Origin of the sequence: Caballeronia sp. NCF2 (assembly GCF_023631205.1) — a bacterium.
Classification (GTDB): domain Bacteria; phylum Pseudomonadota; class Gammaproteobacteria; order Burkholderiales; family Burkholderiaceae; genus Caballeronia; species Caballeronia zhejiangensis.
Genome location: NZ_JALQDN010000029.1, coordinates 15,630 through 41,250 on the forward strand (window position 1 = coordinate 15,630; position 25,621 = coordinate 41,250).

The 25,621-nt window shown below is 63.4% G+C and carries 23 protein-coding genes; 13 read left to right on the top strand and 10 right to left on the bottom strand.

Going from position 1 to position 25,621, the window contains the following annotated elements; genetic code table 11:
• Nucleotides 1–100 precede the first annotated feature (100 nt).
• The 3 genes from NCS02_RS12415 to NCS02_RS12425 form a co-directional block, all read right to left on the bottom strand.
• Entirely contained in the window at nucleotides 101–1,900 is a 1,800-nt protein-coding gene (locus tag NCS02_RS12415) for a M61 family metallopeptidase (RefSeq protein WP_239295467.1), read from the bottom strand.
• A gap of 171 nt (nucleotides 1,901–2,071) precedes the next feature.
• Nucleotides 2,072–2,803, bottom strand: a complete 732-nt coding sequence (locus NCS02_RS12420) for a DsbC family protein (RefSeq protein ID WP_034473936.1) — start codon at nucleotides 2,801–2,803, stop codon at nucleotides 2,072–2,074.
• A gap of 50 nt (nucleotides 2,804–2,853) precedes the next feature.
• A complete protein-coding gene (locus tag NCS02_RS12425; protein ID WP_239295457.1) occupies nucleotides 2,854–4,026 on the bottom strand; it encodes a UbiH/UbiF family hydroxylase in 1,173 nt (390 codons plus the stop codon).
• Nucleotides 4,027–4,226: 200 nt separating this feature from the next.
• Between NCS02_RS12425 and ychF the strand changes: the two genes are divergently transcribed.
• From ychF to NCS02_RS12445, 4 genes are all read left to right on the top strand, one after another.
• Complete coding sequence (gene ychF, locus NCS02_RS12430) at nucleotides 4,227–5,321, top strand: redox-regulated ATPase YchF (protein ID WP_008344409.1); 1,095 nt, start codon at nucleotides 4,227–4,229, stop codon at nucleotides 5,319–5,321.
• A gap of 139 nt (nucleotides 5,322–5,460) precedes the next feature.
• On the top strand, nucleotides 5,461–5,769 hold the full coding sequence (locus NCS02_RS12435) for a DUF3761 domain-containing protein (protein WP_008344406.1): 309 nt from the start codon (nucleotides 5,461–5,463) through the stop codon (nucleotides 5,767–5,769).
• 138 nt (nucleotides 5,770–5,907) lie between these two features.
• Nucleotides 5,908–7,575 (top strand): energy-dependent translational throttle protein EttA, encoded by a 1,668-nt coding sequence (gene ettA / locus NCS02_RS12440; protein ID WP_008344405.1) that lies wholly within the window; start codon nucleotides 5,908–5,910, stop codon nucleotides 7,573–7,575.
• 131 nt (nucleotides 7,576–7,706) lie between these two features.
• Nucleotides 7,707–8,834, top strand: coding sequence for a DUF748 domain-containing protein (locus NCS02_RS12445; protein ID WP_034473928.1), 1,128 nt, complete (start codon nucleotides 7,707–7,709; stop codon nucleotides 8,832–8,834).
• 23 nt (nucleotides 8,835–8,857) lie between these two features.
• Here NCS02_RS12445 and NCS02_RS12450 read toward each other — a convergent pair whose 3' ends face one another.
• The 3 genes from NCS02_RS12450 to NCS02_RS12460 all read right to left on the bottom strand — a co-directional run bounded on the left by NCS02_RS12450 (nucleotide 8,858) and on the right by NCS02_RS12460 (nucleotide 11,686).
• The gene (locus NCS02_RS12450) at nucleotides 8,858–9,481 is read right to left on the bottom strand and encodes an HAD family hydrolase (protein WP_250523160.1); all 624 of its coding nucleotides are present in this window, start codon (nucleotides 9,479–9,481) and stop codon (nucleotides 8,858–8,860) included.
• Between the two features lie 18 nt (nucleotides 9,482–9,499).
• Complete coding sequence (locus NCS02_RS12455; RefSeq protein ID WP_420912059.1) at nucleotides 9,500–11,287, bottom strand: aminopeptidase P family protein; 1,788 nt, start codon at nucleotides 11,285–11,287, stop codon at nucleotides 9,500–9,502.
• Between the two features lie 126 nt (nucleotides 11,288–11,413).
• Entirely contained in the window at nucleotides 11,414–11,686 is a 273-nt protein-coding gene (locus NCS02_RS12460) for a hypothetical protein (protein WP_034473925.1), read from the bottom strand.
• A 370-nt stretch (nucleotides 11,687–12,056) separates the two neighbouring features.
• Here NCS02_RS12460 and NCS02_RS12465 point away from each other — a divergent pair, with 370 nt between their 5' ends.
• The 7 genes from NCS02_RS12465 (at nucleotide 12,057) to NCS02_RS12495 (ending at nucleotide 18,239) form a co-directional block, all read left to right on the top strand.
• Nucleotides 12,057–12,875 (top strand): glycosyltransferase family 2 protein, encoded by an 819-nt coding sequence (locus tag NCS02_RS12465; protein ID WP_034473924.1) that lies wholly within the window; start codon nucleotides 12,057–12,059, stop codon nucleotides 12,873–12,875.
• A 188-nt stretch (nucleotides 12,876–13,063) separates the two neighbouring features.
• Nucleotides 13,064–14,359 carry a glutamyl-tRNA reductase gene (gene hemA, locus NCS02_RS12470; protein WP_008344394.1) on the top strand — a complete coding sequence of 432 codons (1,296 nt, stop codon included), beginning with the start codon at nucleotides 13,064–13,066 and terminating at the stop codon, nucleotides 14,357–14,359.
• 97 nt (nucleotides 14,360–14,456) lie between these two features.
• The gene (gene prfA / locus NCS02_RS12475) at nucleotides 14,457–15,539 is read left to right on the top strand and encodes a peptide chain release factor 1 (protein ID WP_034473922.1); all 1,083 of its coding nucleotides are present in this window, start codon (nucleotides 14,457–14,459) and stop codon (nucleotides 15,537–15,539) included.
• Nucleotides 15,536–16,360, top strand: coding sequence for a peptide chain release factor N(5)-glutamine methyltransferase (prmC, locus tag NCS02_RS12480; protein ID WP_034473920.1), 825 nt, complete (start codon nucleotides 15,536–15,538; stop codon nucleotides 16,358–16,360). Before prfA ends, prmC begins: the two co-directional genes overlap by 4 nt.
• Before the next feature lie 73 nt (nucleotides 16,361–16,433).
• Nucleotides 16,434–16,745 (top strand): Grx4 family monothiol glutaredoxin, encoded by a 312-nt coding sequence (gene grxD, locus NCS02_RS12485; RefSeq protein ID WP_034473919.1) that lies wholly within the window; start codon nucleotides 16,434–16,436, stop codon nucleotides 16,743–16,745.
• A gap of 11 nt (nucleotides 16,746–16,756) precedes the next feature.
• Nucleotides 16,757–17,359 carry a UbiX family flavin prenyltransferase gene (locus NCS02_RS12490; RefSeq protein ID WP_034473917.1) on the top strand — a complete coding sequence of 201 codons (603 nt, stop codon included), beginning with the start codon at nucleotides 16,757–16,759 and terminating at the stop codon, nucleotides 17,357–17,359.
• 94 nt (nucleotides 17,360–17,453) lie between these two features.
• Nucleotides 17,454–18,239, top strand: coding sequence for a DODA-type extradiol aromatic ring-opening family dioxygenase (locus NCS02_RS12495; RefSeq protein WP_034473915.1), 786 nt, complete (start codon nucleotides 17,454–17,456; stop codon nucleotides 18,237–18,239).
• Nucleotides 18,240–18,296: 57 nt separating this feature from the next.
• On the opposite strand, the gene NCS02_RS12500 is transcribed toward NCS02_RS12495, so the two are convergent.
• Nucleotides 18,297–19,847, bottom strand: coding sequence for an APC family permease (locus NCS02_RS12500; protein WP_075583595.1), 1,551 nt, complete (start codon nucleotides 19,845–19,847; stop codon nucleotides 18,297–18,299).
• 493 nt (nucleotides 19,848–20,340) lie between these two features.
• Here NCS02_RS12500 and NCS02_RS12505 point away from each other — a divergent pair, with 493 nt between their 5' ends.
• Entirely contained in the window at nucleotides 20,341–20,544 is a 204-nt protein-coding gene (locus NCS02_RS12505) for a cold-shock protein (protein ID WP_007000074.1), read from the top strand.
• A gap of 74 nt (nucleotides 20,545–20,618) precedes the next feature.
• Here NCS02_RS12505 and NCS02_RS12510 read toward each other — a convergent pair whose 3' ends face one another.
• Nucleotides 20,619–21,869, bottom strand: a complete 1,251-nt coding sequence (locus NCS02_RS12510) for an Hsp70 family protein (RefSeq protein WP_250460059.1) — start codon at nucleotides 21,867–21,869, stop codon at nucleotides 20,619–20,621.
• 182 nt (nucleotides 21,870–22,051) lie between these two features.
• On the opposite strand from NCS02_RS12510, the gene NCS02_RS12515 reads away from it, so the two are divergent.
• The gene (locus NCS02_RS12515; RefSeq protein WP_250480699.1) at nucleotides 22,052–23,539 is read left to right on the top strand and encodes an MFS transporter; all 1,488 of its coding nucleotides are present in this window, start codon (nucleotides 22,052–22,054) and stop codon (nucleotides 23,537–23,539) included.
• Between the two features lie 6 nt (nucleotides 23,540–23,545).
• Here NCS02_RS12515 and NCS02_RS12520 read toward each other — a convergent pair whose 3' ends face one another.
• Nucleotides 23,546–24,142 (bottom strand): nitroreductase family protein, encoded by a 597-nt coding sequence (locus NCS02_RS12520; RefSeq protein ID WP_250440230.1) that lies wholly within the window; start codon nucleotides 24,140–24,142, stop codon nucleotides 23,546–23,548.
• Between the two features lie 104 nt (nucleotides 24,143–24,246).
• Nucleotides 24,247–25,530, bottom strand: coding sequence for an MFS transporter (locus tag NCS02_RS12525; protein WP_033536108.1), 1,284 nt, complete (start codon nucleotides 25,528–25,530; stop codon nucleotides 24,247–24,249).
• Nucleotides 25,531–25,621 lie beyond the last annotated feature (91 nt).

Sequence of the window (25,621 nt, forward strand, 5' to 3'; positions counted from 1 at the left end):
CCGTTAGGAAGCATTCTTCTCATTTCGACCTTCGGGAAAAAGCCGTCAGATCGTGACGGATCGTTGCACCGATAGAACAATCCGCCACATATTCCGGCAATCAGCCTTTCAGCCAGCGCTCGCGCCATTGTTTCGACGGACCCCGACCGTCGATGGCCGTCAGCACGTAACGCGCGACTTCCGGTCCGTCCAGCTTGACCTCGGTGCGGCGCAACTCGTCGCGACGGAACGCGTGCACCTCCACTTTCGCGCCCGGCAGATAACGCGACAGCAGCGCATCGAGATTCGAGCCGTTGACGCGCAGTCCGTCGATCGCGACGAGCACATCGCCCGCCGACAATCCCGCCTTCTGCGCCGCGCTGCCTTCGTGGACGACGGCCAGCGTGCAATCCGCGCCGCCACGCACGCGCGCGCCGAGCGACGGCTTGACCGCCGCGCCGTTGCCCGGGAGATCGGGGGCGAGCGCGATGCCGAACGGCTCGAAAAGCGCATCGAGCGGCAAATCGCGCGTGCCGCGCACGCCGTCGCGGAACAGCGAGCGCAGGTCAGCGCCGGTCGCTTCGGCGAAAAGCGCCTCGACGTCTTCCTCCGCAATGCCGCGCCCCTTGCCGTTGTAAAACTCGCGACCGTAGCGCTGCCAAAGCAGACGCATCACGTCGTCGAGCGACTTGCGGTTGTCGGTCTGCGCGCGAATCGACAGATCGAACGCCAGCGCGACGAGCGAGCCTTTCTGGTAATAGCTGACGATCGCGTTCGACGCGTTTTCGTCGGCGCGGTAGTACTTCACCCAGGCGTCGAACGAGCTTTGCGCGACCGATTGCTTGAACCGCCCGGAGCCGCGCAGCACGCCGCCGATCGTCTTGCCGAGCAGACTGAAATAATCGCCGGCGGAAATCAGGCCGCTGCGCACGAGCATCAGATCGTCGTAGTACGACGTGAAGCCTTCGAAGAGCCACAAGAGCGTCGTGTAATTTTCCTGCGACAGATCGTACGGCGCGAACGTCGCCGGCTTGATCCGCTTCACGTTCCACGTATGGAAATACTCGTGGCTGCACAGGCCGAGATACGTGCGATAACCCTCGGTCGTTTCCGGGCGGCCCTGCACCGGCAGATCCGTGCGATTGCAGATGAGCGCCGTCGATGCGCGATGCTCCAGCCCGCCGTAACCATCGCTGACGGCGACGGTCATGAACACGTAGCGATCCATCGGCGCTTTCTTCGTGCGCGGCTCAAAGAGCGCGATCTGCGCTTCGCAGACGCGCTTCAGGTCGGCGGCGAGCCGGTTCATATCGAGATTGACGACGCGCCCCGAAATCACGATGTCGTGCTTCACGCCGTGCGCGCTGAAACTGCCGAGCGCAAATTCGCCGAGCGTGACCGGATGGTCGACGAGTTCGTCGTAATTCGCCGCTTCATAGCCGCCGAAACCGTAGCGCTTCGTGCCGCGCGCTTCTGAAAGCGCCGTCGCGACGCGCCAGTTGCGATACGCGCCGCCCTGCGGCGGTTCGATATCGACGACGCACGGCGCGCCCGACTGCCCTTCCACCGCGAGGAACGTGCTCGTGCCGTTGAAGAAGCCGACGGTGTCGTCGAGATGCGCGGCGCGCACCGACATGTCCCACGCGTAGACCTCGTAGCGCAGCGTGATCGGGCCGTCGGTCGGCGCGGCTTGCCACGCGTGCTTGTCGATCTTTTCGATGGCGATCTTGCGGCCCGCCGCGTTGAACGCCTGCAGCGTCACGATGTTGCGTGCGAATTCGCGGATCATGTAGCTGCCCGGAATCCAGACCGGCAGCATGAAGCGCTGGCCGGCCGGATCGGGAACGGCTACGGTCAGCGTCACTTCGAAGAGATGCGCGGCGGGATTTTTCGGAACGATGCGGTAGCGGACGGGCTGCACCGTTTGCAAAAGCGTAGTCATCTCGATGTCCTTTGTTCTTGTTCTGGGCGCGTCGATCTTGAACGAACCGCGCCCGGCGCCTTGCTTGTTTACGCTGCGCTTTCGGAAAAGCAAGGCCGTAAAAACACAGGAGGCGCATGACGCGCCTCCCTTCTTCGTTTCGGACCGCGCTCAGCGCACGGCGGACAGTTCCTTTTCGAGCCGGTCGGCGGGCACGGCGCCTGGCAGACGCCGGCCATCGGCGAGGAATACGGTCGGCGTGCCGGTGACGTTCATCGCGCGGCCGAGCTTTAGATTCTTGTCGATGGCGGTCGTATCGCACGATGCCGACGCGGTCGGCGCCTTGTGATCGAGCATCCAGCTTTCCCACGACACACCGCGATCCTGCGCGCACCAGATCGACTTCGACTTGGCCGTCGAATCGGGCGAGAGCACCGGATACAGGAAGGTGTAGACCGTCACGTTGTCGATCGACTTCAGCGTCGATTCGAGTTGCTTGCAGTACGGGCAGTTCGGATCGGAAAAGACCGCGATCTTGCGGCTGCCGTTGCCCTTCACGACCTTCACCGCGTTCTCGAACGGCAGCTTCGCGAAGTCGATCTTGTTGGTTTCGGCAAGCCGCGCCTCGGTCAGGTTCTTGCTGTTCCGTGTATCGACGAGATCGCCGATCAGCACGTAATTGCCGCTCGCGTCGCTATACACGATCTGCGAGCCGAGATTCACCTCGTAGAGACCGGGAATCGGCGTCTTTTCGATGCTCTTGATGGTCGCGTCGCCCATGCGCGATTCGAGCGCCGACTTGAGCTTGTCGGTGGTCTGATCGGCCTGCGCCGAACAGCCGACGCCGAGCGTCACGGCGAGCGCCGCGGCCGTCGCCAGGGCCAGTCTGAGGGTGGTTTTCATGCGGTTTCCTGTGAGTCGTGCGGCATCGCGCCCGAGAAAGTGAGATTGTTTCAGCCGAGCGCCGCCGAGACGAGCCAGCGCTTGATGAGCGGCTGCGCGCCGACGAACGCCATGCCGGTGTTGCGGACCGCGCGCGCGAGCGTACCCGGCACGGCGAAAAGCCGCTGCAGGCCGTCGGTCGCGAACATGAGCTTCTGGATGTCTTCACGGCGCGCGCGTTCGTATCGGCGAAGGAGGATCGGATCGCCGAGATCGCGGAACGACTCCTTGTTCGCGATGACGTCCGCGAGCGCGGCGACGTCGCGCAGGCCGAGGTTCATGCCCTGCCCCGCGAGCGGATGAATCAGATGCGCGGCATCGCCGACGAGCGCAACACGCGGCGCGACGAGTTTGTCGACGGTTTGCAGCCCGAGCGGAAAGCCTTGCGCCGGCGTCACGCAATCGAGCGTGCCGAGCTGGTTTTGCGTTGCCGTTTCGACTTGCGCGGCGAGTTGCGCCGGATCGAGCGCGAGCAGTTCGTCGGCGTGTTCGGTGCGCGCGGACCACACGAGCGAAACGTGATCGCCCGGCAGCGGCAAGAGCGCGATGATTTCGGTATCGCGGAACCATTGGTACGCCGTTTCGCCGTGCGGCTTTTCGGCCTTGAAATTGGCGACGACGCCCGTCTGCCGATAATCGCGCCGATTCATCTTCGCGCCCATTTGCGCGCGCACCCACGAATGCGCGCCGTCCGCGCCGACGATCAGATCCGTCTCCAGCATTTCGCCGCTCGCGAGTGCAATGTGCGCGGCGTCGGTTTCGACCGTCATGCCCTGCGCGCGCGATTCGAACCACGAAAGACTCGGCGAAAAGCGCAACGCGGCATCGAGCGATTGCTCGATCAGCGACGATTCCACGATCCACGCGAGCTGCGGCACCGACGCCTGAAACGCCGAGAAGTGCAATTCCGCGTGGGCATCGCCGAACACGCGCATGTCGAAGACGGGACCGAGCCGCGAACGATCGAGCGCCTGCCAGACGCGCAGACGCTCCAGCAGCGCCTGCGAGCTCGACGACAGCGCGTAGATGCGCGAATCGAACGCCGCGCCCGGCGGCAGGCCAGCCGCGCGCGACGCGACGAGCGCGGTGCGCAGCCCGGATTGCGCGAGCGCGAGCGCCGCCGTCTTGCCGACGAGCCCGCCGCCGACGACGATAGCGTGAAATTTCAGTGGATGCGGAGTCATCCGGGCATTATAGCCGTGGGGTTCGAACGGGTTTGCGAGCCGGCGGCGGCGCTTGCCCGCGACGGTGCGGCGGTACAATAGCGGTTTGCCTGGCCGCCGCACGCGGCCGTAGCGTGGCGGGCGGTTCTCGCCCGCTCATTGCGCACCATTTTTGACGAAACCCGCGCGGCCCGCGCCGTCTTACCAGTTCGAAGGATTCCATGAGCCTCCAATGCGGCATCGTCGGCTTGCCTAATGTCGGCAAGTCCACTCTTTTCAATGCGTTGACCAAGGCGGGCATTGCCGCCGAAAACTATCCGTTCTGCACCATCGAGCCGAACGTCGGCGTGGTCGAAGTGCCGGACGCGCGCCTCAACGCGCTCGCCGAAATCGTGAAGCCCGAGCGCATCCTGCCGGCGGTCGTCGAATTCGTCGATATCGCGGGGCTCGTCGCCGGTGCGTCGAAAGGCGAAGGCCTCGGCAATCAGTTCCTCGCGAACATCCGCGAAACCGACGCGATCACGCACGTCGTGCGCTGCTTCGAGGACGAGAACGTGATCCACGTCGCGGGCCAGATCGATCCGATCGCGGATATCGAAGTCATCAACACTGAACTCGCGCTCGCCGATCTGGCGACGGTCGAAAAAGCGCAGGCGCGCTATTCGAAGGCGGCGAAGTCGGGCAACGACAAGGAAGCGATCAAGCTCGTCGCCGTGCTGGAAAAAGTGCGCGCGCAGCTCGATCAGGCGAAGCCGGTGCGCGGCCTTTCGCTGACGGAAGAAGAACTGCTGCTCATCAAGCCGTTCTGTCTGATCACGTCCAAGCCGACGATGTACGTCGCGAACGTGAAGGACGACGGCTTCGAGAACAACCCGCATCTCGACGCGGTGCGCAAGCATGCGGAAGCGGAAAACGCGCCGGTGGTCGCGGTGTGCGCGGCGATCGAAGCGGAAATCGCCGATCTCGACGATGCCGACAAGCTCGAATTCCTCGCCGACATGGGCATGGACGAGCCGGGCTTGAATCGCGTGATTCGCGCGGGTTTCAAGCTGCTCGGCCTGCAGACGTACTTCACGGCGGGCGTGAAGGAAGTGCGCGCGTGGACGATTCATATCGGCGATACGGCGCCCCAGGCGGCGGGTGCCATTCACACGGATTTCGAGCGCGGGTTCATTCGCGCGCAGACCATCTCGTTCGATGACTACATCGCTTATAAGGGCGAGCAAGGGGCGAAGGAAGCCGGGAAGATGCGCGCCGAAGGGAAGGAGTATGTCGTGCACGACGGGGATGTCATGAATTTCTTGTTTAACGTCTGACGCGCGACGTAAAGAAACGTCAAAGCTGCTTGCCTCGCGAAGCGGAGTGTCTTTTCATGGACACTCCGCTTTTTTCTTGCGCGGACGAGACAACGCAGCAACGCTGCGATCGACAAAAACAACGAGACATAACCACGAGATGCAGAGACACGCACTGCGCGCATTCACAGCTTTCACGCTGATCGCGGCGAGCTTGCTCGCAACGTCCGACGCCTTCGCCTATCGCGGCAACCCGTACCAGTATCAACCGCAGCCCGACGAGTCCGATCTCGACAACCACGGTCATTACGTCAACCGCGACGGCAACGTCGTCCACTCGCCCGCGCGCACGCGCTCCGGCGCTGTCCCCGCGGGCGCGACCGCGCAATGCCGCGACGGCTCCTACAGCTTCAGCCAGCATCACAGCGGCACATGCTCGCGGCACGGGGGCGTAGCCGCCTGGCAATGACCGCCTCCACCGCGAAGTACAATGCCACCTAATCCCGCCTGCGCGAAACGCCACGGCGGGAACGCGCGAATCCGCGCCACCGAACATCCTCGCGCGCCGAACCGGGCGCCCCGCATTCATCCATCCAGCTAGGACAACATGGCCCAATACGTCTTCACCATGAACCGCGTCGGCAAGATCGTCCCGCCGAAGCGTCAGATCCTGAAAGACATCTCCCTTTCGTTCTTCCCCGGCGCCAAAATCGGTCTGCTCGGCCTGAACGGTTCCGGCAAATCGACGCTCATCCGCATCATGGCGGGCGTCGACAAGGACATCGAAGGCGAAGCCACGCCGATGCCCAATCTGAACATCGGCTATCTGCCGCAGGAGCCGCAGCTCGATCCGCAGCAGACCGTGCGTGAAGCCGTCGAAGAAGGTCTCGGCGATGTCTTCCTGGCGCAAAAGAAGCTCGACGAAATCTACGCCGCCTACGCCGAACCCGACGCCGATTTCGACGCGCTCGCCGCCGAACAGGCGAAGTACGAAGCCATCCTCTCGACGAGCGATGGCGGCAGCCCCGAGCAGCAACTCGAAGTCGCCGCCGACGCGCTGCGCCTGCCCGCGTGGGACGCGAAAATCGAACATCTGTCGGGCGGCGAAAAGCGTCGCGTCGCGCTGTGCAAGCTGCTGCTGCAAAAGCCCGACATGCTGCTCCTCGACGAACCGACCAACCACCTCGACGCCGAATCCGTCGAATGGCTCGAACAGTTTCTGACGCGCTATCCGGGCACCGTCGTCGCGGTGACGCACGATCGCTACTTCCTCGATAACGCCGCCGAATGGATTCTCGAACTCGACCGCGGACACGGCATTCCGTGGAAGGGCAACTATTCGAGCTGGCTCGATCAGAAGGAAGACCGCCTGAAGCAGGAAGAGGCGAGCGAATCCGCGCGTCAGAAGGCGATCAAGAAAGAACTCGAATGGGTGCGGCAGAATCCGAAGGGACGTCAGGCGAAATCGAAGGCGCGTATCGCGCGATTCGAGGAACTCAACAGCCAGGAATACCAGAAGCGCAACGAAACGCAGGAAATCTTCATTCCGGTCGGCGATCGCCTCGGCAATGAAGTCATCGAGTTCAAGAACGTCAGCAAGGCGTATGGCGACCGCCTGCTCATCGACAACCTGAACATGAAGATTCCGGCGGGCGCGATCGTCGGCATCATCGGGCCGAACGGCGCGGGTAAGTCCACGCTCTTCCGCATGCTGACCGGCAAGGAGCAGCCGGATTCGGGCGAAATCGTCAAGGGACCGACGGTCAAGCTCGCGTACGTCGATCAGAGCCGCGATGCGCTCGCCGCCGACAAGACCGTCTTCGAGGAAATCTCCGGCGGCGCCGACGTCCTCACGGTCGGCAAATACGAAACGCCGTCGCGCGCGTATATCGGCCGCTTCAACTTCAAGGGCAGCGATCAGCAGAAACTCGTCGGCAATCTGTCCGGCGGCGAGCGCGGACGTCTGCATCTGGCGAAGACGCTCATCGCGGGCGGCAACGTGCTGCTGCTCGACGAACCGTCGAACGACCTCGACGTCGAAACGCTGCGCGCGCTCGAAGACGCGCTGCTCGAATTCGCCGGCTCCGTGATGGTGATTTCGCACGACCGCTGGTTCCTCGACCGCATCGCGACGCACATCCTCGCGTTCGAGGGCGATTCGCACGTCGAATTCTTCGACGGCAACTATCAGGAATACGAGGCCGACAAGCGCAAGCGTCTCGGCGAGGAAGCCGCGAAGCCCAAGCGTCTGCGCTACAAGCCGATCACGCGCTAACGTCTGACGAAATAGCCTATGCGGGCGCGCGCACCGACATCAGGCGTAAAAGTGGCGACTGTGTAGGGCGCAGTCGCCACTTACTTTTTCGAGCGACGCTTTCCAGTAAGCCGACACGGAGACACACGCAGATGGCGGGATCGAGCGCGCGGCGGGGAGCGCTTTGGGCAATCGGAATCGTCGTGGCGCTCGTCGTCGTGGTGATCGGCGGCTGGTTTTTCGTCGTCCATCAGATGAAAGAGCGGATCCTCGAGACGCTCGGCCCGAACGGTTCGGTGGAAGAGATCGACGTCGGCTTCGGGCACGTCACGCTCTCGCGCGTGCGGCTGCGCGGCCCGAAAGACTGGCCAGCCGGCGACGCGATGCGCGCGGAGCGCATCGTGCTCGACGTCGACATGCAATCGCTCATCTCGAGGCCGATTCATCTGCGCAGCGTGAGCGTCGACAACTACTATCTGTCGATCGTCCGCTCCGCCGATGGCCGCGTACGCATCCTGCCCGGCCTCAAGGAAACCGCGCGCGAAGCCGACGCCCGGCCCGACAGCAAGGAACGTCAGGAGCACGCGCAAGAAGAAAAAATCATCGACCGCGTGTCGTTCGAGCGCGGCTCGATGGAGTTCTTCGACGGCTCCGTGCCGAACCCGCCGTATCGCGTGCTGATCGGCGATGCGCGCGCCACTGTCGATCATCTGCATCTGCCCGCGCTCACCGAGCGCACCGAGCTTTCGATGACCGGTTCCATCAAAGGTCCGTCGCACACGGGCAACGTCACGTGGGGCGGCTGGATGATCATCGCCAACAAGGATTCGCAGACGCGCGCGACGCTGCGCAACGTCGATGTCGCGACGCTCGATCCGTATCTGCTGAAGAAGGCCGGCGCAAAGGCGGCGGTGACAGGCGGCACCATCGACATGACGATCGATGCAACCGTGAAGAATTACCGCATTCACGCGCCCGGCACGTTGACGCTGAATCATCTGCAGATCAGCGATACCGGCAACGCGCTCGACACCTTTCTCTCGATTCCGACGAAAGCCGCGATCGCCGCGCTCAAAGACCGCAAGGAACAGATCAAGCTCGACTTCACGCTCGAAGGCGATCTGCGCGATCCGAAATTTTCGCTGAGCGAGAGTCTGTCGAAGAAGCTCGCGGCGGGATTCGCGAAGGCGCTGGGCGTCAGCGCTGAAGGCGTCGCGCGCGGCGCGGGCGATACGGTTCGGGGAATCGGCAACGCGCTGAAGAACCTGCTCGGGCAATAGCGCGTCGCCTTCTCGCTTTACTTTCAGATCGGCAGATCCAGCGCGCGCAGCTTCGTTTCGGTTTCCAGCGCGCCGGTGTAGTGAACGCCGTGCCAGCCGAGCGCCGTCGCGGCTTGCGCGTTCATCGGGTTGTCGTCGATGAACACGAGTTCGTTCGGCTGAACGCCCGGCAGATGCCGTTCGATTTCCGCGCGCATCAAACCGAAAATCTGCGGATCAGGCTTCACGAGGCCCACGCGCCCTGACACGACGATCTCGCGAAACTTCCGCAAGACGTCGAAGCGTTCCCACGCATACGGAAACGTCTCCGCCGACCAGTTCGTGAGGCCGAAGAGCGGCACGCCCGCCGCTTCGAGCCGGTCGACGAGCGCCACGCCCTCTTCCAGCACGCCGGACACCATTTCCGGCCAGCGTGCGTAGAACGCGCGGATCAGCGCTTCGTGCTCGGGATAGACGGCGATCAGTTCGGCGGTGCCGTCCTCGATGGTCTGCCCGCCGTCCTGTTGCACGACCCATTCCATCTTGCAGACGTTGTCGAGGAACCAGCGGCGCTCGGTGTCGTCTGGAATCAGATGCTTGTAGAGATATTCGCGATTCCAGTCGATCAGCACGCCGCCGAAATCGAATACGACTGCCTTGATGGTCATTGCTCGCTGCTCCGTGGGTCAGATCGCCTTGGTCCGCTCTTCGAGCCATGCCAGCGCCTTGCCCGTCACATGCGGCGACACGCGGCGCCGCACGGTTTCGTGATACGCGTTGAGCCACGCGCGTTCGTCTTCGCGCAGCAACGACACATCGATGCAGCGCGCGTCGATCGGACAAAGCGTCAGCGTTTCAAATTCGAGGAAATCGCCGAATTCGGTCTTGCCCGCCGCCTGGTTCATCACGAGATTCTCGATGCGGATGCCCCACTTGCCCGGCCGATAAATGCCCGGCTCGACCGACGTGATCATGCCCTCTTCCATCGCCGTCCACGGTTCGGCGGGCGCGTAGTGCGAAATTACTTGCGGGCCTTCGTGCACGTTCAGGAAATAGCCGACGCCGTGTCCCGTGCCGTGGCCGTAGTCCGCGCCCGCTTCCCAGATCGGCGCGCGCGCGATCGAATCGAGCATCGGCGAACGGATGCCGCGCGGAAAACGCGCGCGCGAAAGCGCCATCGTACCCTTCAGCACGACGGTGAAATCGCGCTTGTGCTCGGCCGTGATCTCGCCGATCGGCACGACACGCGTGATGTCCGTGGTGCCGCTCAGATATTGGCCGCCCGAATCGATCAGCAGCAGACCGTTGCCTTCGATGACCGCATGCGACGCTTCCGTCGCGCGGTAATGCGGCATCGCGCCGTTCGCGTTGAAGCCCGCGATCGTGCCGAAGCTCAGCGTGACGAAACCCGGGCGGCGCGCACGCGCGGCAGTCAGCTTCTCGTCGATGGTCAGTTCCGTAATGCGCTCGCATCCCAGCGCCTCCTCGAACCACGCGAAGAATTCGGCGAGCGCGGCGCCGTCCTGCTCCATCGTCGCGCGGATCTGCTCCGCTTCCGCCGCGGTCTTGCGCGACTTCGCGAACGTCGACGGATTCACCGCCTCGACGATTTTCACCGCCGACGGCACTTTCTCCAGCAAGCCGTGCGTGATTCGGCGCGGGTCGATCAGGAGCGTCGCGCCCGCGGGCAGCGACGCGAGCGATTCCGATGCGGCCGCGTACGGCGCGACGCGCACGTTGTCGCGCGACAGCGATTCGACGAGCGCGCCCGGAATCTTGCCGTCCGCGACGAAAATCGTCGCGTCGTCGAGACCGATCAGCGCGTGCGCGACGAAAACCGGGTTGTAGCTCACGTCGCCGCCGCGCAGATTGAAGATCCACGCGAGATCGTCGAGTGTGGAAACGAAGTGCCATTGCGCGCCTTTGGCACGCATCGCGTCGCGCACTTGCGCGAGCTTGTCCGCGCGAGCGACGCTCGCATTCGGCGCCGCATGCTCGTAGACGGCCGCCTCCGGCAAGCCGGGGCGCGCGGGCCACACGGCATCGAGCAGATCGACATCGGTGCGTAATACGATGCCGCGCGCACTCAGCGCATCGGACAGTGCACGCGCCGCTGCGACGCCGAGCACGGTGCCGTCGACGGCGACCGTCGCGCCCGATGCGACGTTTTCAGCGAGCCAGTCGACGTGCGGCGCGGTCTGCTGCCCGCCCATCATCTTCATGAGCACGATGCCGGTGCCGGCGAGTTGCGTCTCGGCTTGCGTCCAGTAGCGGCTGTCGACCCAGACGCCCGCGAAGTCCGCCGTCACCACGAGCGTGCCGACCGAGCCGGTGAAGCCCGAAAGCCACTGACGCCCTTGCCAGCGTTCCGGCAGATATTCGGAAAGATGCGGATCCGCCGATGGAATCAGCACGGCGGCGAGCTTTTCGCGCGCCATCTGGCCGCGCAACGACTCGATGCGGCTCGCGAACATGGCGGGTTCCGGAATGGCTGAATCTGCAATGCGATCGTTCATGAAGTCACCTGCTTGAAAGCCCGCGTAGGGCGCGAAGAGCACGACGCGCGGCAAGGATCACCCGCCCGCGTCACAAAATCGAGATCAGCGGCGCGCCGCCAGTCCGACAGTCGTCGTCACGACGAAGAGCGCGAAGACCGCGCACGCGAGCCATTCGAGCGTGTCGCCGTCGTGATATACATCGACGATATTGCCGAGCATGCGCGCAACAACCGTCGCCAGTATGCCAGCGGCGATGGCCGTCCAGACGTAGCCCGCCGGACCGCGCGCGACGCGTCCCGCACGGCGCAGCGGATGCAGCCACCAGCCCGCCGCGCCGATCACCGCACCGAGAAAAATCAGTCCGATCCAGCCCATCAGCGGCGATGCTCCATCGGTGTCGATTCGTTGCAAAGCGGAGCAGATCGGTGGATGTACATGATTTCGGGCAATCCTCGGCGCGACGTAGCGCTTGAGTTTAGGGGCCGGATATGGGGAGCGCAAGGCTCGGAATGCGCGTACCGAAATCGCATCGAAGGGAACCAAAAGCGCGCTTCTTCTTTTTGAGAAGATTATGCGAGTTTTCCGAAACTCCGCCGCTCGGTCGAATGATAAAATCCTTTCATCTTTGCGCTTTATATATATTCTTGCCATTTATAAAGCGAACCTCACATTTATCGCCACTTCGTTAATCGCGTTACTGATTTTCACGCGACGAATTGACGTTTTCAAAAGGCGGCATTTTCCTATGACTGAAGCCAATCCACTTTCCCTGCGTGGTCTCGAAATGATCGTCACGTATCGCGGCTCCGGTCAGGAAAGGCGCGATAACCTGCGTGGCGTTCTGCGCCACCTTGTCCGCACCTATTCGGACTTTCACATCTGGCTGATCGAAGCGGACGCCGCGCCCACGTTCAGTTGGACCGAGATCGGCGATTCGCGCATCCGGCACGTATTCGTGCACGATACCGGCCCGTTTCCGAAAGCGAGGCTCGTCAATCTCGGTGCGTTAATGGCAAAAAGCCCGATTATCTGCATGCACGATGCCGATATGATCGCCAATCCACGCATGATGAAATCGGCCGTCGACGCATTAATGGACGGCGATGCCAGCGACGTGCTTTGCCCCTTCTCGCGCGTGCTGAATGTTTCAGGCGATCGACGCCAAACGTTTATCGAATCGGGAAACTTCGACGAATTCGCTCCGTTCATGGAAGGCGATTTACCGGACGATATCAATGTGCTCTACGCCAACACGCCGGGCGCAATCAACCTTTTTAAACGCCCGGAATTCATCCGTATCGGCGGCGTGGATCCGCAGTTCACGGGCTGGGGCGGCGAGGACGACGACCTGTTCATCCGCGGCGCGCGGCTCGGTCTGCGTTGGCATGCACTTGCCGGACCGGATTCCTCGCTGTTTCATCTGAATCATGACTCCGCGTCACGCGCCGCGATGTGCGAGGAAGAACATAGCGCGCGAAACCGGCAAATGGCGCGCCGAACCGATGAAATGCCGATCAAGGAACTGGAGGCGCGAGCGCTCGAGCTTGCGAAGTATTTCCGCTGACCGGCGCGGCTTTCTGCCACACGCTGGTTCCGGCAAACCGCTCGACGCCCGGCTGCGCGGGCGTTTTCGGCACTTCGGGCGCGGTCGCGCCCCAAATGCCACCTATAAATGAAGAAATACGCAAAAGGCTATAATATTGGGCTATCTGAAAGGCCATCGGCTTAGGCCCAAAGCATCAGCCCAAAAAAATGCAGCTCCTCACGATCGGAATCAACCACCACACTGCGCCTGTCGCTCTGCGCGAACGCGTGGCGTTTCCGCTCGAACAGCTGAAGCCCGCGCTGGGCGCGCTGAAGGACATTTGGCTTGGCCCGCTCGCGAAGGCGTCGCCCGAAGCGGCGATTCTCTCGACCTGCAATCGCACAGAACTCTACTGCGCCACCGACGACTCCGCCGCCCGCGAAGCTGCGATCCAGTGGCTCTCGAAGTACCACAACATCCCCGTTCCCGAGCTCGCGCCGCATGTCTATGCGCTGCCGCAGTCGGAAGCGGTGCGTCACGCGTTCCGCGTCGCATCGGGGCTGGACTCGATGGTGCTCGGAGAGACGCAAATCGTCGGACAAATGAAGGACGCGGTGCGCACCGCGTCCGAAGCCGGCGCGCTCGGCACGTATCTCAATCAGTTGTTCCAGCGCACGTTCGCAGTCGCGAAGGAAGTTCGCACGACGACCGAAATCGGCGCGCAATCCGTCTCGATGGCCGCCGCCGCCGTGCGCCTCGCGCAGCGCATCTTCGAGAATATCTCCAGCCAGCGCGTGCTGTTCATCGGCGCGGGCGAAATGATCGAGCTCTGCGCCACCCATTTCGCGGCGCAGAATCCGCGTGAGCTGGTCGTCGCGAACCGCACGGCGGAGCGCGGCGAGAAGCTCGCCGGCCGCTTCAACGGCCGCGCGATTCCGCTTTCCGAATTGCCGTCGCGCATGCACGAGTTCGACATCATCGTGTCGTGCACGGCGTCGACGCTGCCGATCATCGGTCTCGGCGCGGTCGAGCGTGCAGTGCGCGCGCGCCGGCATCGCCCGATCTTCATGGTCGATCTCGCCGTGCCGCGCGATATCGAGCCGGAAGTCGGCAATTTGCACGACGTGTTCCTCTACACCGTCGACGATCTCGGTGCGATCGTGCGCGAGGGCAACGCGTCGCGTCAGGCGGCGGTCGCGCAGGCCGAATCGATCATCGAGACGCGCGTCGCGAATTTCATGCAATGGCTCGATGCGCGCAGCATCGTGCCGGTCATCCGCCACATGCACACGCAGGCGGACGCGCTGCGCCGCGCCGAACTCGAACGCGCGCGCAAGATGCTCGCGCGCGGCGACGACCCCGCCGCCGTGCTCGAAGCGCTCTCGCAATCGCTCACGAACAAGCTGATTCACGGTCCGACGCACGCGCTCAACCGAGCAAGCAGCGAGGAGCGCAACCAGCTCATCGACCTGATGAGCGGCTTCTACCGTCACGGCTCGTCGTCCGATTCGTCGGAACGTTAGCGGCCTTCTCTTTGCTATTCTCAAAGGCTGTCCGCGATTTACGCGGCGGCTTTCCGATCGCAGTTCTTCCTGACGCTCACCGCGTCATCTCCGTCCGATGAAAACGAGCATGCAAGGCAAGCTCGACCAGCTTGCAAAGCGGCTGGTCGATCTCAACGAACTGTTGAGCCGCGAAGACGTGACTTCCGACATGGATCAGTACCGGAAACTCACGCGCGAGCACGCGGAAATCAGTCCGATCGTCGAGCAATACGCTCTGTGGCGACAGGCTTTGACCGACGAAGCGACCGCGCAGGAACTGCTTTCCGATCCGTCGATGCGCGATTTCGCCGAAGAGGAAATCGGCGAGGCGCGCGAGCGCATGACGAAGATCGAAGGCGAACTGCAGACGATGCTTCTGCCGAAAGATCCGAACGACGATCGCAACATCTTCATCGAAATTCGCGCGGGCACGGGCGGCGACGAATCCGCGCTGTTCGCGGGCGATCTGCTGCGCATGTATCTGCGTTATGCGGAACGCAATCGCTGGACGGCCGAGACGATGTCGGAAAGCGTCTCGGATCTCGGCGGCTATAAGGAAGTGATCGTGCGGCTCGCCGGACAGGGCGCGTATTCGCGGCTCAAGTTCGAATCGGGCGGGCATCGCGTGCAGCGGGTTCCGGCGACGGAAACGCAAGGCCGCATTCATACGTCCGCGTGCACGGTCGCGGTGATGCCGGAAGCCGATGAGATCAGCGAAGTCGTCATCAATCCGGCCGATTTGCGCATCGATACGTTCCGCGCGTCAGGCGCGGGCGGGCAGCACATCAACAAGACGGATTCGGCGGTGCGCGTCACGCACTTGCCGACGGGCATCGTCGTCGAATGTCAGGATGACCGCTCGCAGCACAAGAACAAGGATCGCGCGCTGAAGGTGCTGGCCGCGCGCATCAAGGACAAGCAGTATCACGAGCAGCACGCGAAGGAAGCGGCGACGCGCAAGAGTCTGATCGGCTCGGGCGACCGTTCGGAACGCATTCGCACGTACAACTTCCCGCAAGGGCGCATGACGGATCACCGCATCAACCTCACGCTCTACAAGCTCGAGTACATCATGGACGGCGATCTCGACGAACTGATCGGCGCGCTCGTGTCCGAGCATCAGGCGGAGCAGCTCGCGGCGCTCGGGGAAACGGAGTGAGCGACGCCGCCGCGTTATTGCGCGCGTGCGCGCTGCCGCCGCTCGAAGCGCGCATTCTCTTGATGCACGTACTCGGCTGGCGGCGCACGGAACTCATCACGCGCGATCGCGAGACGCTGCCGCAAGACGCGGTCGCGCGTTTCGAGGCGCTCGCGGCGCGGCGCTCGAACGGCGAGCCGATCGCGCAGTTGATCGGCAAGCGCGAATTCTTCGGCCTCGAATTCGAGGTGACGCCCGACGTGCTGATCCCGCGGCCGGAAACCGAGTTGCTCGTGGAACTCACGCTCGAAGCCATCGCCGATGCGTCGAACCCGCGCGTGCTCGATCTCGGCACGGGAACCGGCGCGATCGCGATTTCGATCGCCCACGCGCGGCCCGATGCGCGCGTGTGGGCCGTCGACCGGTCGCGCGCCGCGCTCGATGTCGCGCGCGGCAACGCTTCGCGCCTGCTGAAGAGCGGTAACGTGACCTTCGTCGAAAGCGATTGGACCGCGAACATCGATCCGTCGTTGCGGTTCGAGGCGATCGTCAGCAATCCGCCGTATATCGCGAGCGGCGATCCGCATCTCGAACAAGGCGACCTGCGCTTCGAGCCGCGCGGCGCGCTCACCGACGACGCCGACGGTTTGTCCGCGATCCGCACGATCGTCGATAACGCGCCGCGTCTTCTCGCGCACGACGGCGCGCTGTGGATCGAGCACGGCTACGACCAGGCGGAATCGGTGCGCGCGCTGCTCACCGCACGCGGTTTCAGCGACGTGCACTCGATGCGCGATCTCGCGGGCATCGAACGTTGCTCGGGCGGCCGGTTCGCGGCCTGACGGCCCGGCTCGTGCAATCGAAATCCGCTATCATTTCGAGAACTCTCACCGAAATCTCAAGCGCAGGAATGCCATGGATACGCAAGAACGCATCAAGCAAATCGTCGATCAGAACGCGGTCGTCCTTTTCATGAAGGGCACGGCGCAATTCCCGATGTGCGGCTTCTCCGGCCGCGCAATCCAAGTGCTCAAGGCATGCGGCGTCGATCAGATCAAGACCGTGAACGTCCTCGAAGACGACGAAATCCGCCAGGGCATCAAGGAATTCTCCAACTGGCCGACCATTCCGCAGCTCTACGTGAAGGGCGAGTTCATCGGCGGCTCGGACATCATGATGGAGATGTATCAATCGGGCGAACTGCAACAGCTTTTCGCCGCCGCTTAAGTCTTTAGCAAGTGAGCGCGCCCGCTGCCGCGAAACGACGGCTCATCGTCGCGATCACGGGCGCAACGGGCGCCATCTACGGCGTGCGTCTGCTCGAGACGCTGCGCCGGCTGTCCGGCGTCGAGACGCATCTGCTCGTTTCCAGCGCCGGCTGGCTCAATATCCAGCACGAACTCGAACTCGATAAAGCCGCGGTCCACGCGTTCGCCGATGTCGTCCACAGCGTGCGCGATGTCGGCGCGACCATTGCGTCGGGTTCGTTCGCAACCGACGGCATGGTGGTCGCGCCCTGTTCGATGCGAACGCTCGCGAGCATCGCGCACGGTCTCTCCGACAATCTCATCACTCGCGCCGCCGATGTCGTGCTGAAAGAACGTCGCCGTCTGGTGCTGCTTGTGCGCGAAACGCCGTTCAACCTCGCGCATCTGCGGAATATGACGGCCGTCACCGAAATGGGCGGTGTGATCTTTCCGCCGTTGCCGGCGTTCTATCAGAAGCCCGCGAGCATCGACGAAATGGTCGATCACACCGTCGCGCGCGTCATCGATCTGTTCGGCTTTGCCCAACCGGTTGCACCCGCGTGGCGCGGGCTGCGCGGCGAAGCGTCGGATTGACAACGCCGGCGACACAATTCGTTGCCCGCCGGACCGTTTATAAACGAAGCTAGCGGTACTACATTGACGGCATACCGCTTAGGAATTTGCCGCCATGAGCCGACTCCCCACCGTTTTCATTTCCCACGGCGCGCCGACGCTGCCGATCGACCCGTCGATGCCGTCCGCCGAATTCGCATCGCTCGGTCAGACGCTGCCGCGCCCCCGCGCCATTTTGATGCTGTCCGCGCATTGGGGCACGGCGCAGCCGGTCGCTAGCACGGCCGAGCGCCCGGAAACCATCCACGACTTCTACGGCTTCCCGCGCGCGCTCTACGAACTGCGCTATCCGGCGCCCGGCGCGCCCGATCTGGCGAAGCGCGCCGCCGCGCTGCTCGGCGCGCAAGGCATTCCCGCCGCGACGACGAATCACGGGCTCGATCACGGCGCATGGGTGCCGATGCTGCTGATGTTCCCCGACGCCGAGGTGCCGGTCACGCAGCTATCGATTCAGCCGCATCTCGATGCCGCGCACCATTTCCGCATCGGCCGGGCGCTGCGCGAGTTGCGCGATGACGGCGTGATGATCGTCGGTTCCGGGCAGATCACGCACAATCTGCGCATGGCCGATTTCAGCGCTCGCCCCGAAGACGCCGATCCGCGCGTGGCCGAATTCACCGACTGGTTCGAGAGCCGCATGGCCGAACGCGACATCGACGCCCTGCTCGACTATCATGCACGCGCGCCGCACGCCGCGCTGATGCATCCGACCGACGAGCATCTGCTGCCGGTGTTCAGCGCGCTCGGCGCGGCGGCGGACGATTATCGGCTCGGCATCCAGTCGCTCGGCACATTCCAGCGTGCGCTCGCGATGACCAACTACGTCTTCACCGACGACTGATCGAAAAAAAGCCCGCCTGATCGCTCAGGCGGGCTTTGTTCGGCGAAGGCGAAACGCTTACGCGCCGACTTCGTGAAGAATGTCGTCGGTGCTTTCGCGTTCTTCGAGATAGGTCGTGCGATAACCCGTGTGCACGCCCCAGTAATAGAAGATCAGCGCGAGCACGGCGACCGCCGCCATGTCCCAGCCGTACGGCAGCAATCCGTTTCCGCCGAAGTCCTTGCTGCCGATCAGCGACATGACCGCCATCGACGGCAGATAGGCCACGAGCCACCAAGCAGCCTTCAGATCGCGGCCCCAGCCTGCGAAACCGACCTTGCTCTGAAAATAGAAGTACACCGGCAACGCGACGACCATCAGCAGAATGATCTCGCCGGTCAGCGGCCACTTCGCCCAGAACAGCACGAGCGACGCGCACACGAATGCGAACGGCGCGACCAGGCCCATCAGCGGAATATTGACCGGGCGATCCAGATCCGGCGCCGCGCGGCGCAACGCCATCAGGCTGACCGGGCCGGTGAGATACGAGATGACCGTCGCCACCGAGATCACCGCCGCGAGCGTGCCCCAGCCGCGGAAGAAGAACAGGAACACGAACGACACGAACAGGTTGAACCACATCGCCTGACGCGGCACGCCGTAAAACGGATGCACGTTGCCGAACATCTTCGGCATCGTGTTGTTGCGCTCCATCGCGTAGATCATGCGCGTGGTCGTGGCCATATAGGTCGTGCCGGTGCCGCTCGGACTGACGAACGCATCGACATACAAGAGGATGGCGAGCCAATTCAGGTTGAGCGCGATCGCCAGTTCCGCGAACGGCGATGCAAAGTTGAAGTGCTGCCAGCCCTTCGCCACATCCGCCGGATTCACCGCGCCGATGTACGCGATCTGAAGCAGCACGTAGATCACGAGCGCGATCAGGATCGAACCGACCACGGCGAACGGGATGCTTTTCGCCGGATGGCGCGCCTCGCCCGCGAGGTTCACCGGGCTCTGAAAGCCGTTGAAGCTGAACACGATCCCGCTCGTCGCCACGGCGGTGAGAACCGCGGACCATCCGAACGGCGCGAAATTCGACGCCGTGCCGAAGTTCTCCGAATGGAAGCCCGAGAAGACGAGGCCGCCGATCGTCAAACCCGGCACCAGGAACTTGAAGATCGTGATGATCGAGTTCGCGCGCGCGAACAGCTTGACGCCCCAGTAGTTCAGCAGGAAGTAAATGACGACCAGCACGGCCGACAACAGCAGGCCAGTAGTCGTGAGCGTATGTCCGACGAACAGCTCGTGCGCCCATTCGTACGGCCAGGTGCTCATGTACTGGATGGACGCTTCCGCTTCGATCGGAATGACGGACACGATCGCGATCCAGTTCGCCCAAGCGCTGATGAATCCGACCAGCGCGCCGTGCGAATAGCGCGCGTAGCGCACCATGCCGCCGGATTCGGGAAAGGTTGCGCCCAGTTCGGCGTAGGTCAGCGCAATCGCCAGAATGACCACCGCACCGATGATCCACGCGCAAATCGCGGCGGGTCCGGCGATCTGCGACGCCTTCCACGCACCGAACAGCCACCCCGACCCGATGATGGATCCGAGGCCCGTCAGCATCAGCGCCAACGGACCGATGTTTCGCTTAATCGACTTCTCTGTCACTTTTCCTCCAAATATCTCGCACTGCCGGAATAGAAACGGCTCGCGGAGCCGCCGTTGCCCGATCTAGCAACGACCATGGCTGGCAGCCGGCGATATCGGTGCAACCGTCAAGAAGGCGCGTAGTTTAACGGTTGCACCTTTCGAATGCAGTGCATATTGGAGAGAAGTTCGCCCCAAAGCGGGGATTCCTTGAGCCAGTCGAGACCGGATGCGCAAGCGCTGTAAAATTTGCTTACGCATCTCAAAAAAATCCCTTCAGAGTTGTCGGATATTAATTGACCGCGAAATCGTTTCGCCGTATAAAGCTTCTTGCAGGATTTCAAGTGGCGAGTGAATTGGTTCTTTCGAGTTCGCCATCACGGTACTCCGGTTGGTCCCATTGCCCCTTCCTTGATTTTCCGCACCCCTGGGCTTCGGCCTTATTCATCATTTTTTTGGAACAAGTAACATGGAAACCGGTACCGTCAAGTGGTTCAATGACGCAAAGGGCTTTGGCTTCATCACTCCGGATGGCGGCGGCGAAGATCTGTTCGCGCACTTCTCGGAAATCCGCATCGAAGGCTTCAAGACGCTTCAGGAAAACCAAAAGGTTTCCTACGAAGTGAAGACCGGCCCGAAGGGCAAGCAAGCCGCGAACATCAAGCCGGTCTAAGACCCGCTAGAATTCGTATGAAAAACCCCGCTTCGGCGGGGTTTTTTGTTTTCTGCGCGGCTGCGTGATCCGCATCAGGCGAAGATGCGTTGCGCGTAGATTCCGAGTCCTTTCGCCACGCTGGCGAGACGATCGCCGAATACCGGTTTCGCGCCGGGAAACGCCGCCGAAAGCGCGTCCGACAGGAATCGCAGGCCCGTCGTGCCACCTGTGAAATAGACCGCGCCCACGTCCGCCGGCGCGACGCCCGCCCGCTTGAGCGTCTCGTGCGCCGCCTCGACGATCCGCCGCGTTTCGTCCGCGCCGGCCGCGATGAGCTGCGTCTCGTCGAACCCGACGCGCAGCGCTTCTTCCACCTCTTCCATGTCGATTTCGGTCGTGCCGCCCGCGGCGACGTCGATCTTCGCTTCCTCGGCGTGCGCGGTCAGCGCGTGCCCGAGCCGGCGATACACGACGCGCATCAGCCGATCGTGATGCCGCACGTCGGTGTAGAGATGGCGCATCAGTTGCAATTCGCTCACGCGCTTCGGCGTATAGACCGTGTTGATCAGATGCCAGGTCGCGAGATCGAAATACACGGGGCTCGGCACTTCGCGCCCTTTCGGATCGAGCGATTGATAGCCGAGTTCGCGCAGCACCGTCGCGAGTTCCACGCGCCGGTCGAAATCCGTGCCGGCGACGTGCACGCCGTGGTGCGCGAGCACATCGCCCTTGCGCTCGAGATGCCGCGCGCGCTCCGGACCGACGCGCACGAGCGAAAAGTCCGACGTGCCGCCGCCGATATCGGCGACCAGGACGAGGCCTTCCTGCGTCAGCCCGGCCTCATAGTCGAAGGCCGCCGCGATCGGCTCGTACTGGAAATGGATCTCGCGCAAGCCGACCGCGTGCGCGCACGCTTCGAGCTGCTTTTGCGCGAGATGGTCGGCGCGCGGATCGTCGTCGACGAAAAATACGGGGCGGCCGAGCACCGCGCGCGTGAGCGGTTCGGCGGAGAGCGCCTGCGCCTTCTGCTTCAAATGCTGCAGAAAGAGCGTGATGACATCGGTGTATTTGATCGCCGAGCCGTCGCCCAGGTCGGTGCTGTTGTCCGCGAGCGGCGAACCGAGAATGCTCTTCATCGAGCGCATCAGGCGGCCGTCGAAGCCGTCGATGTACGCTTCGAGCGCCGCGCGGCCGTAGGACTGGTTATTCTCGTCGGTGTTGAAGAAAACCGCGGTGGGCAGCGTCGTCGCTTCGCCTTCGACGGGCGCCAGCCGGATCGACAATCCGTCGGGCAAAGCCACCGCTGAATTCGATGTGCCGAAATCGATCGCGCAATAAGTCATGGGCATCGGCGGCGTCCTGAAGACGCCGCATTCAAACATGGACGGCGTTTTTAACACGTTCGCGCGGGCGCATCAACCGCATTTCAGATATTTTTAAACCATTGAGTTTATTCGACAAAAGCGGAATATAACTTGCTCGCCTCGCGGCAATTTGTTTGATTTCGAGAGCACGCTCCGGACGCATGAACGAAACCGCCACGCCACGGGAGACCCGTTTGAGCGATACAGCCAGCGATCGCCCGGCCATCATCGAAACCGATCTGCCCGGGCGGCTCGATCGCCTGCCGTGGGGACGCTTTCACACGCTGATCGTCCTTGCGCTCGGCATCACCTGGCTGCTCGACGGCCTCGAAGTGACGCTCGCCGGCGCGGTCGCGAGCGCGCTGAAATCGAGCCCGGCGCTGCAGTTTTCGAATGCCGATGTCGGTATCGCGGGCAGCGCGTATATCGCGGGCGCGGTGCTCGGCGCGCTCGGGTTCGGCTGGCTCACGGACCGGCTCGGCCGGCGCAAGCTGTTCTTCATCACGCTCTTTCTGTACGTGGCCGCGACCGCCGCGACCGCGTTCTCGTGGAATCTCGCGACGTTCGTACTGTTCCGTTTTCTGACGGGCGCGGGCATCGGCGGCGAATACACGGCAATCAATTCGACGATTCAGGAATTCACGCCCGCCCGCCTGCGCGGCTGGACCGATCTCGCGATCAACGGCACGTTCTGGGTCGGCGCGGGCATCGGCGCGGCGGGCTCGATCGTGCTGCTCGATCCCGCGCTGCTTCCGCCCGATTGGGGCTGGCGGGCGTGCTTTCTGATCGGCGCGGCGCTCGGGCTCACGATTCTCTTCATGCGCATGTGGGTGCCGGAAAGCCCGCGCTGGCTCATCACGCACAATCGCGCGGACGAGGCGAGGCTCGTCGTCGAGGAAATCGAGGCGCATTTCCGGCAGCACGGCATCGAGATTCCCGACACGCCCGTCAAGCCGCTGCGTCTGCACGCGCGTGATGGCACGCCGATCCGCGAAGTCGTCCACACGCTGTTCAAGGCGCATCGCAGCCGCTCGCTCGTCGGATTGGTGCTGATGACCGCGCAGGCGTTCTTCTACAACGCGATTTTCTTCACCTACGCGCTCGTGCTGACCGATTTCTATCATGTGCCGGGCGATCACATCGGCTGGTACGTGCTGCCGTTCGCCGCCGGGAATTTTCTCGGTCCGGTGCTGCTCGGCAGACTTTTCGACGTGCTCGGACGGCGTCGCATGATCGCGTCGACGTATGCGATCTCGGGCGTGCTGCTGACGGTGAGCGGCTGGATGTTCATGCACGGCATGCTCACCGTGACGACGCAAACCATCGCGTGGATGGTGATTTTCTTCTTCGCGTCGGCGGCGGCGAGTTCCGCGTATCTGACCGTGAGCGAGACGTTCCCGCTGGAAATTCGCGCGCTCGCCATCGCCGTGTTCTACGCGTTCGGCACGGCGCTCGGCGGCATTATCGGGCCGACGCTTTTCGGCCAGTTGATCGACACGCACGAGCGCGGCCCTGTGTTCATCGGCTATCTGATCGGCTCGCTGCTGATGATCGCGGCGGCGGTCGTCGCCGGAATCTGGGGCGTCGCGGCGGAGCGCAAATCGCTCGAAGATGTCGCTCGTCCGCTGTCGGCGGCGGACGAGCACTGACCGCGCTTACTTGAACGCCTTGTCCCACGCGCCTTCGAAGGCCGTTTCAGCCAGCGTCTTGCGTGCGCGCGGCGCCGCTTCGCGCTCGCGCAGCGCGTCGTCGAGCTCGCTCGCGTCGCCGTGATGCCCGATCGCGATCATCGCGATGATCTCGACATCGGCGGGAACCGAGAACGCCTGACGGAAGGCGTCGCGGTCGAAGCCGCCCATCTGATGCGTCGCGAGTCCGAGCGCGTGCGCCTGGAGCACCAGCGCCATCGCGGCCGCGCCGGTGTCATAAGTCGCGGTGCGGTTCGCGTCGCCTTTCGGCGTGAGCGTCGAGGCCGTCACGCAGACGAGCAGCGGCACGTTCACGTTCCATTTCTGATTCGACGGCGCGAGCGTATCGAACGCGCGTTTGAACGCGGCTTCGTCGCGATGACGATCGAACGCGATGAAACGCCACGGCTGCAAATTGTTCGACGACGGCGCCCAACGCGCCGCTTCGAGCAGGCGATGCAACGTCGTGCGCTCGATCGGCGCATTGGAAAAGGCGCGCGGGCTCCAGCGGCCGGCGATCAGTTCGTGGATGTCGACATCGGTCGGAGCGGGTTTCGTGCTCATGTTGGTCCTCGTTGGCGTGATGAAAGACAAACGGCGCGCATCGGCAAAGATGCGCGCCGTTCAACGCGACAAGGATAAACAAGCTCGCGCGCGCGTGCAGATCGTCAGGTCGCGGCGACGCCCATCGTCCGGCCCGCGCGATTGATGCGCAGCACCGTCACGGCGGCGACGAGGCACAGGCCGCCGGAGATCATCGTCGCGACGGTATAGCTGCCGAGGCTCGAACGCAGCATGCCGCCGCCGAGCGCCGCGAACGCCGCGCCGAGCTGATGGCCCGCGACGACCCAGCCGAACACGATCGGCGCCGATTCCTTGCCGTAGACATCGGTGGCGAGGCGCACGGTCGGCGGCACGGTGGCGATCCAGTCGAGCCCGTAGAACACGGCGAAGAGCGGCAGGCCGAAGAAATCGATGCCGAACGCATATGGCAGATAGATCAGCGACAGTCCGCGAAGGCCGTAGTACCAGAACAGCAGCACGCGCGAGTTGAAACGGTCGGAAAGCCAGCCGGAGAGCGTCGTGCCGAACAGATCGAAAATGCCCATCGCGGCGAGCAGCGTCGCGCCCTGCACTTGCGTCATGCCGTAGTCGGAGCACATCGCGATCAGATGCGTGCCGACGTAACCGTTCGTGCTCGCGCCGCAGACGAAGAAGCTGAAGAACAGCAGCCAGAAATCGCGCGTCTTGCTGGCCATCGCGAGCGTGCCGAACGCGACCTTGATCGGATTTTTCGGCGGCGGGAGCGCGCCGGGCGGCAAGTCGGCGGTCTCGCCGACCGGACGCAGCGAGAGATCGGCCGGGCGCTCGGGCAGCAGCCACGCGACGAGCGGCAACACGATCGCCGCCGCCGCCGCGACGACGAACACTACCGGACGCCAGCCGTAATGCTCGGAGATCGAAGCGAGGAACGGCAGGAACACGAGCTGGCCGGTCGCGGAACTCGCGGTGAGAATGCCCATCGCGAGGCCGCGATGCGTCGTGAACCAGCGATTCACGATCGTCGCGGACAGCGTGAGCGCGGCCACGCCCGTCGCGCTGCCGACCATCACGCCCCAGACGAGCACCATTTGCCACGGCTCGGTCATCATCGACGAAATGCCGACGCCGGCGGCAAGCGTCGCAATTGCGGCCAGCACGGTCGGGCGCACGCCGAAACGCTGCATCGCGGCCGCGGCGAACGGGCCCGCGAGACCGTAGAGCGCGAGATTGATCGAAATCGCCAGCGAAATCGTGCCGCGCGACCAGCCGAACTGCTTTTCGAGCGGCAACATCATGACGCTCGGCGTTGCGCGCGTGCCAGCCGCCGCGAGCAACACCAGGAACACGACGCCCACCGCGACCCAGCCGTAATGCATACGGCCGTTCAGCCGTCTCGCTACCCAATTCATCGCTGCTCCGTCAGGTTGATTTTTATCTCAAGCAAGAACCTTCGTTACCGCTCTGTCACATCAGAGTTGCGAGCTTAGTTACCGATCGGTA